The sequence below is a fragment of the Mycobacterium sp. genome (assembly GCF_050700595.1).
In the GTDB taxonomy this organism is placed as follows: Bacteria; Actinomycetota; Actinomycetes; order Mycobacteriales; family Mycobacteriaceae; genus Mycobacterium.
On the sequence record NZ_JBOHHI010000137.1, the window covers coordinates 1 to 7,179 of the forward strand.

Genomic DNA, 7,179 nt, shown 5'->3' on the forward strand with positions numbered 1-7,179 from the left:
TCAAGTACCGGTGCGGGTGGCGGTAACAGATCTCATCGACGCCGATGCGATATAGGGCTTCAAGTCGGCGGGTGTCCAGCAGTTCGGCCACTCCGCGGTTGATGATCGCGGTGACGGTCTCCCACCCACAGCGCATCAGGGCGGCCACCGAGGTGCGGTCGGTGCGCTGGGCCAGCCACACCACCATGTCTTCGAAATCGCGAGTATGCCGCGCCCCCGGGCGCGCCCAGGGCAGCTCCTCGGTGCGTATCCCGCATTCGGGGCACTCCACCCGACGGATCTCAAAGACCAGCCACAATCGGCATCGACCCAGGTCCAGGTGCCGCCAACGCCGCCGGCGCCGGTCATAAACCGCCGAGCACAGCAACCCGCATGGACACTGCATTGTGCGCGCCTTCGGGCGCAGGGTGACCTCAACGTCGCGATCAGCGATGGCCACATTGGCCACCCACGCTCCAGGGATTCGCAGCAGACGGTTAAATGCAGTACTGACGCGCATGCGGGTCGTCCTCCGGGTTGAGGTTGGTGTGGTAACCCCGAAACCTAGAGGCTCACCCCGTGCGCGTCCTCATTTCACTCGCGAAACCCCGACGACCCTCTCACGCAACTAAATCCACCGCTGAACAGCAGAAAGGCGCCCACCAAAACCTGTGGAGCGCCACGCATGTGCGATACACTCGCGGTCGTGGCGATAGCGGTACAGCAGTCGCTGTTCGAGTGCAGCGAACGCAAGACGCTCGGCGAGGGCGCCTGGATCGACATCCGTTCCGGTTGGCTCACCGGCGCCGACGAGCTGTTCGATGCACTGATGACGACGGTGCCGTGGCGGGCCGAGCGCCGCCGGATGTACGACCAGGTGCTCGACGTGCCGCGCCTGGTGAGCTTCCACGATCTCGCCGTCGAAGAACCGCCGCATCCGCTGCTGGGACCGCTGCGCCGCCGGCTCAACGACAGCTACGCCGGCGAGTTGGGCGAGCCGTTCACCACGGCCGGATTGTGCCTGTACCGCAACGGCTCCGACAGTGTTGCCTGGCACGGCGACACCATCGGCCGCAGCAGCACCGAGGACACCATGGTGGCGATCGTCAGCCTCGGCGCTACCCGCACCTTCGCGATGCGTCCCCGCGCACGTACGGGCCAGTCGTTGCGTCTGCCGCAGGCCCACGGCGATCTGCTGGTGATGGGCGGATCATGCCAGCGCACCTGGGAGCATTCGGTTCCCAAGACGTCGGCGTGCACCGGTCCGCGGATCAGTGTCCAGTTGCGGCCGCGCGACGTGCGCTGACCCGATCGCCGCTAGCTCCGGACCGCGCCGACCCCCTTGACCAGCAGGTCGCGCGCCCTCCCGGTATCGACCGGGGTGGCCGGCTTGTCCGGCAACACCAGCGGATTGGCGGTGACGATCACCTGATAGTCGCCGAAATGCGCGGAGTAGTTGTACACCTCGCCGGTGTGCGCTTTCCCACCGATTGCCGTTTGCATGACGCGGTGCACGCCCAGCGTGCGCGCACGGTCGATGTTCGGCGCGTCGACGACCTCGATCAAGCCACGGATCCCGGGCCCCTCGAATCCCACCTGCTTGCAGTTTCTTCCGGGGTCGTTGATCGGAACCGCCTGAGAGGTCTGCAACGCGATCACGATGAAGCGATTGCCGTTACCCTCGGCGGCCACCGCGGCCATGTTGCCCTGCAACCCCGGCGGCATCTCCTGACCGACCACGAACTTCGCGCAGTCGGCGGGCTCGAATTTCAGTCCCTCGGGCAACTTGCGGGATGACAGCAACTTGGGGTCGATACCCGTCTTGGGGATGTCCTTGACCTTGAAGTCGGGACCGAAGCTCGACCTGACGTCGGAGACCTTGGTGATATCGGCGGACACGTCCGCGGAGTCGCGAGATCCGCATGCCGCGAGCAAGCACGCACACCCGATCGCAAGCACAGCCCTCATCATCGTCGACAATGTACCGAACGCATCTGGTCAGCTGCGCAACGCAGCCACCGTTTTCACCAGCAGATCGGCCACCGATTGCGGTGGGAGTGGCGGCTGCGGCGATCCGGGGTCGGTGACCGAGACGGTGAACGCGTAATAGCTGCCCAGGTAAGCGATGAAAGTGATTGCTCGCGAGGCTATTTCGTTCTCACCTTCCACCAAGGTGCTGGTGTCGGCGGTCATGCCGACGGTTTGGCCGCCGTCGATGCGCGGGGCCTCGATCAGTTGGACGCGCGCGGTGGCGCGTCCACTGGTCATGATCCAGTGCGGGCATTCGGCGACCAGGGCCGGGTCCGGCGCCACCGAGCCGGCCGGCGCGGCGGTAACGAGCGCGTACCCGATGCCGCCGGCACCCGATCCGGCGATCCCCCGCGCCGGTTCGCGAGCCGGATCGGCCAATGCCGCGCAACGCGGCGGGTCGGCCGTCCAGCCCCCGCCTAGACCCCAGATCGCCGGTGGCCCGGGTATCCCCGAAGCGGGGGCTACTTCGTAGCCGGGCGGGAACTCGCGGCCGACCCGCTTGATATTGGCGGGGTTGACCGGGCGAACCGGGCTGGCCGACGGTACCGACGGAGGTTCGCGCGTGTTGGCGCACGCGGCAACCAGCAGCGCAACCATCGCAGCGATCCAGCACCGCACGCCGGTTGACATCCGCGCTAGCCCACAGCCCGGATCACTTGACGCGCAACGTGGTTGATCTGATTGGCGAGGTTCTTTCCCAGCCGAAGGTCACGAGGGCGGGGGACGTCGATGACCGTGGTGACGATGCCGACGTCGTCGCGTGCCCAGAACGCGCCGTAGTGGTCCATGATGGTCCGCATCGGCAGGTTGTCGGAAAGCGCGCGGCCGGAGAACTTTTCGATACCCGCCACCCGCGCCGCGATGCAAAGCGCGGCGAACATGAATGTACCGATACCACGGCCCTGATAATCGTCACCGACGGTGAATGCGATCTCGGCAACGGTCGGTTCGTGTTCATCACGCACGTAGCGGGCGTCGGCGATGGGGTAGCCGTCTTTGTTGGTCACTACCCAGACGAAATGGTCGACGTAGTCGACCTCGAACAGGTAGTCCATCAGCGACGGGCTGGGAACACGCGGCGACATGAATCGCTTGTACAACGTTTCGCGGGAGAACTGGACGTGGCCCTGCGCTGTCCGCTCGATGTCGCCGGGCAGCACCGGACGGAGCAGCAGTTCTGTTCGGTCGCGGACCCGGAACGGGATCGGTGTGACGAACGCGGCGAGACGTTGGCGCACCGTGCGGACCAGTCGGCTCATGATGCCCGGAACCTGCACCATCCGGGCGAACGCGTCGGTGTCACCGATCCAGCCGGTCAGCGGTTCGGTGGTGGTAACGGTGGCGGTGCGCGGGATGTCTCGGAGCAGCGCGATCTCGCCGACGACCGTGCCGGCCGACACCTGCTCGACGGTCACGACGTCGCCGTCGCCGACATGCTTGACCTCGGCGGTCCCCGATGAGATGAGCAGGAAGGAAACCGCCTGCTCGCCCTGCTGCATGAGCACCGCCCCGGCCCTGGCCTGCAGGGGTTGCAGGCTCGCCGCCAATGGCATCAAGTCTTCGACGGCGCATCCCTCGAAGATCTGCAGTGCGGCGAGTTCGTCGGCACGCAGGGCGGCCAATTCGGTCACCGTGATCTCCCGAGTTGCGGTCTGATGTTGCTCAGGTTATGGGGTCATCTCCGGTGCCGACAAGGATCGCTACCGTGGCATCGGTGCGTCACACGTGAGAAAGAGGCCGAGGCATGGCTGCGCTGGATGAAAAGCTGCAAGACATCTATGACGAGGTGCTACGCCGCGACCCTGGCGAGGTCGAGTTCCACCAGGCCGTCTACGAGATCCTCGCCAGCCTGGGACCGGTGGTCGACAAACACCCGGAGTATGCCGACGCTGCAGTCGTCCGTCGAATGTGCGAACCCGAGCGCCAGATCATCTTCCGGGTGCCCTGGGTCGACAACACCGGCGCAGTCCGGATCAATCGCGGCTTCCGGGTCGAGTTCAACTCGGCGCTGGGCCCGTACAAGGGCGGCCTGCGCTTTCATCCATCGGTCTACCTCGGGATCATCAAGTTCCTCGGGTTCGAGCAGACCTTCAAGAACTCGCTCACCGGGCTGCCGATCGGGGGCGGCAAAGGCGGGTCGGACTTCGACCCCAAAGGGCACTCGGACCAAGAGGTCATGCGCTTCTGTCAATCGTTTATGACGGAGCTCTACCGGCACATCGGCGAACACACCGATGTCCCCGCAGGTGACATCGGCGTCGGCACCCGCGAAATCGGTTACCTATTCGGCCAGTACAAACGGATCACCAACCGGTATGAGTCCGGCGCCCTTACCGGTAAGGGCCTTGCCTGGGCCGGTTCGCAGGTGCGCACCGAAGCCACCGGCTACGGCACGGTCTTCTTCATCGACGAGGTCCTCAAAGCAGCGCGCGAGTCCTTCGAAGCCAAACGGGTGGTGGTGTCCGGTTCGGGTAACGTCGCGATCTACGCGATCGAGAAGATCCACCAACTCGGCGGCACCGTTGTGGCGTGTTCGGACTCGACCGGCTATGTAGTCGACCACACGGGCATCGACCTCGAACTGCTCAAGGAGCTCAAGGAAGTGCGCCGGGAACGGATCAGCGCGTACGCCGAGGCCCGCGGCGAACAGGCAAGGTTCATCGGGGGGCATTCGGTGTGGGACGTTCCATGCGATATCGCCGTGCCCTGCGCCACCCAGAATGAACTCAATGGCGCTGACGCCGCCCGGCTGATCAAGAACGGCTGCCGCATCGTCGCCGAAGGCGCCAACATGCCGTGCACACCCGATGCCGTCAAGCTCTTCGCCGACGGCGGGGTGATTTTCGCGCCGGGGAAGGCGGCCAACGCCGGCGGGGTGGCCACCAGTGCCTTGGAGATGCAGCAGAATGCCTCGCGTGATTCCTGGTCCTTCGAATACACCGAGCAACGCCTGGCCGGCATCATGCGCGGCATCCACGACAACTGTCTGGCCACCGCCGACGAGTACGGAATGCCCGGTGACTATGTCACCGGCGCCAATATCGCCGGCTTTACCCAAGTCGCCGAGGCCATGTTGGCCCTTGGCCTGATCTGAGCGCCAGATGACCATCGACGACGATCCGCTCGGGCTGACCCACGGTCTGCTCACCACCGCCGCGTCGGTGCGACACGGTTTTCTCGACGTGCTGGGCGAATCGACGGCGTCACCGGTTCCCACCTTGGCGCAGCGGGCGATGAACAGCCCGTTCGTCGCGACGGTCTACGAGCGACTGTGGCGCCCGGTGGCGTTCTATGTCGCCAGCGGCATCAGCACCGGCGCCGAGCAGCGCCGCGCCGCACACGAGTTGCGGTTATCGGCGGCGAAACGATTGCTGGACGTGGCCTGCGGCCCGGGCAACTTCACCCGCGAGCTGGCGGGTCACCTGCCCGATGGTGGTCTTGCGGTGGGGTTCGACATTTCCGAGCCGATGCTGACCCGGGCCGTGTCCGACAACAGTGGAAAGGGCATCTGCTACGTCCGTGGCGATGCCCGGGCGTTGCCGTTCGACGATGAAACATTCGACGCTGTCTGCTGTTTCGGCGCGCTCTATCTGATGCCCGAGCCGTTCGGGGTCGCCCGCGAGATGGTGCGGGTGCTGCGGCGGGGGGGCCGGATCGCGATCCTCACCAGCTACGCGGGACAACCGCCGCCGCTGCGTCAGGCGATGGCCGCCGGTGCCCGCGTCATCGGACTGCGGATGTTCGACCGGCATGCGTTCGTAGACTTGTTCACCTCAGCCGGTCTGGTGGACGTCCATCAGCACGCGCAGCGTGCGCTGCAGTTTGTCACCGGCGGCAAGCCGGCGTGACGCCCGGAAGGTCACCCGCTCTCCGCGACGCCAGGTGATCCTGCTGGCTAATCATCCGCTCCGAAGTCGAGAGGATGGCCACTCCCCCGCTTACCCTCCTTTAATGCCGGGGAAGAAAACTGCTATCGCCGGAGCGGCGATCGTTCTCGCGGGTTGCGGAGGGTCCGGCCAGCCAGTGGCCACGGTGACGTCCACAGTGCAACCGGCGATCACCAAAACGGTAACCGTGACCTACCCACCACCCCCGTCGCCAGCCCCCAAAACGACCATAGAAACCGATGGCACCTATCGAGTCGGCATCGACATCGCGCTGGGTACCTATCGCTCGGCCGGTCAAAGCGCTGAAGGAGAGTCCGATTGCTATTGGGCGAGGCTGAACGACCTCAATCCAACCCACATCATCGAGAACAACATCAGCACCGGTCCTCAGGTAGTGACGATCCAGCCGAAGGATGCGGCGTTCTTAACGCATAGCTGCCAGACCTGGCAGAAGACCGACTGACCGAGTTCACGACATAGGTGACAGATGAGTCGGGTTATGGGTTACAGCTGAGCCGACCGGTGATGAGTCGCGTCATAGGTGATAGTCGTATCTCGTCGCGGACGCCGCCACAATACCAAGGATTGGTATCATCGCCTCGTGGGTAAGAACACGTCCTTCAGCCTCGACGAGCATTACAGCGCCTTCATCGACAGCGAGGTCGCTGCGGGTCGCTACCGGTCGGCCAGTGACGTCGTCCGCTCCGCGTTGCGGCTGCTCGAGGACCGCGAAACTCAGCTGCAGGCATTGCGTGAAGCCCTAGCCGCTGGCGAACGCAGCGGCGTGTCGACACCGTTCGACTTCGACGCCTTCTTCGGCCGCAAGCGCACCGAGGAGTCGCGCGGCCGGTGAGCCGATACCTTCTCTCACCTGCCGCGCAAGCAGACCTGGAGCAGATCTGGGACTACACCCACGACCGCTGGGGCGTCGACCAGGCCGAAGAGTACCTGCGTGAACTTCAACGCGCCATCGAACGCGCCGCGGCGAATCCACGGATCGGCCGGGCCTGCGACGAGATCCGCCCGGGCTACCGCAAGCTCGCCGCCGGATCACACACGCTGTTCTATCGGGTCAACGCCGAAGGCATCGTCGACGTCGTTCGTGGCCTGCACCAACGCATGGACGTCGACCGCCACCTCTGATCACGTCCGGAACCCGCTGATTAGGAGTCAGCGGGTCCGGCAGCCGAGTAGTGCCTGCACCACCTCGGCATCGGACGCACCCAATAGAAAAACCCCAGCCGATGGCCAGGGCAACCTGTAACCGATGACGCGACTCATC

At 65.1% G+C, this 7,179-nt stretch carries 10 protein-coding genes; 6 read left to right on the plus strand and 4 right to left on the minus strand.

Translation table 11 applies throughout. From position 1 onward, the window contains the following. Positions 1-499, minus strand: a 499-nt coding sequence (locus ACRDTL_RS13245) for a helix-turn-helix domain-containing protein (protein WP_431507162.1), incomplete at its 3' end; no start/stop codon positions are given. Positions 500-685: 186 nt separating this feature from the next. On the opposite strand from ACRDTL_RS13245, the gene ACRDTL_RS13250 reads away from it, so the two are divergent. Beyond that, entirely contained in the window at positions 686-1,285 is a 600-nt protein-coding gene (locus tag ACRDTL_RS13250) for an alpha-ketoglutarate-dependent dioxygenase AlkB (RefSeq protein ID WP_431507163.1), read from the plus strand. Positions 1,286-1,296: 11 nt separating this feature from the next. Here ACRDTL_RS13250 and ACRDTL_RS13255 read toward each other — a convergent pair whose 3' ends face one another. The 3 genes from ACRDTL_RS13255 to ACRDTL_RS13265 are packed head-to-tail and all read right to left on the minus strand — an operon-like array spanning position 1,297 to position 3,641. Then, the gene (locus ACRDTL_RS13255) at positions 1,297-1,950 is read right to left on the minus strand and encodes a DUF5642 family protein (RefSeq protein ID WP_431507164.1); all 654 of its coding nucleotides are present in this window, start codon (positions 1,948-1,950) and stop codon (positions 1,297-1,299) included. A gap of 27 nt (positions 1,951-1,977) precedes the next feature. Next, positions 1,978-2,640 carry a DUF5642 family protein gene (locus ACRDTL_RS13260; protein WP_431507165.1) on the minus strand — a complete coding sequence of 221 codons (663 nt, stop codon included), beginning with the start codon at positions 2,638-2,640 and terminating at the stop codon, positions 1,978-1,980. Positions 2,641-2,645: 5 nt separating this feature from the next. Further along, positions 2,646-3,641 (minus strand): GNAT family N-acetyltransferase, encoded by a 996-nt coding sequence (locus ACRDTL_RS13265; protein ID WP_431507166.1) that lies wholly within the window; start codon positions 3,639-3,641, stop codon positions 2,646-2,648. A 113-nt stretch (positions 3,642-3,754) separates the two neighbouring features. Here ACRDTL_RS13265 and gdhA point away from each other — a divergent pair, with 113 nt between their 5' ends. The 5 genes from gdhA (at position 3,755) to ACRDTL_RS13290 (ending at position 7,040) form a co-directional block, all read left to right on the plus strand. Then, a complete protein-coding gene (gdhA, locus tag ACRDTL_RS13270; RefSeq protein WP_431507167.1) occupies positions 3,755-5,104 on the plus strand; it encodes an NADP-specific glutamate dehydrogenase in 1,350 nt (449 codons plus the stop codon). Positions 5,105-5,111: 7 nt separating this feature from the next. After that, positions 5,112-5,858, plus strand: a complete 747-nt coding sequence (locus ACRDTL_RS13275; RefSeq protein ID WP_431507168.1) for a class I SAM-dependent methyltransferase — start codon at positions 5,112-5,114, stop codon at positions 5,856-5,858. Between the two features lie 103 nt (positions 5,859-5,961). Further along, the gene (locus tag ACRDTL_RS13280) at positions 5,962-6,360 is read left to right on the plus strand and encodes a hypothetical protein (protein WP_431507169.1); all 399 of its coding nucleotides are present in this window, start codon (positions 5,962-5,964) and stop codon (positions 6,358-6,360) included. A gap of 138 nt (positions 6,361-6,498) precedes the next feature. Further along, entirely contained in the window at positions 6,499-6,750 is a 252-nt protein-coding gene (locus ACRDTL_RS13285) for a type II toxin-antitoxin system ParD family antitoxin (protein ID WP_431507170.1), read from the plus strand. Further along, positions 6,747-7,040 carry a type II toxin-antitoxin system RelE/ParE family toxin gene (locus ACRDTL_RS13290; RefSeq protein WP_431507171.1) on the plus strand — a complete coding sequence of 98 codons (294 nt, stop codon included), beginning with the start codon at positions 6,747-6,749 and terminating at the stop codon, positions 7,038-7,040. Before ACRDTL_RS13285 ends, ACRDTL_RS13290 begins: the two co-directional genes overlap by 4 nt. Positions 7,041-7,179: the final 139 nt, after the last annotated feature.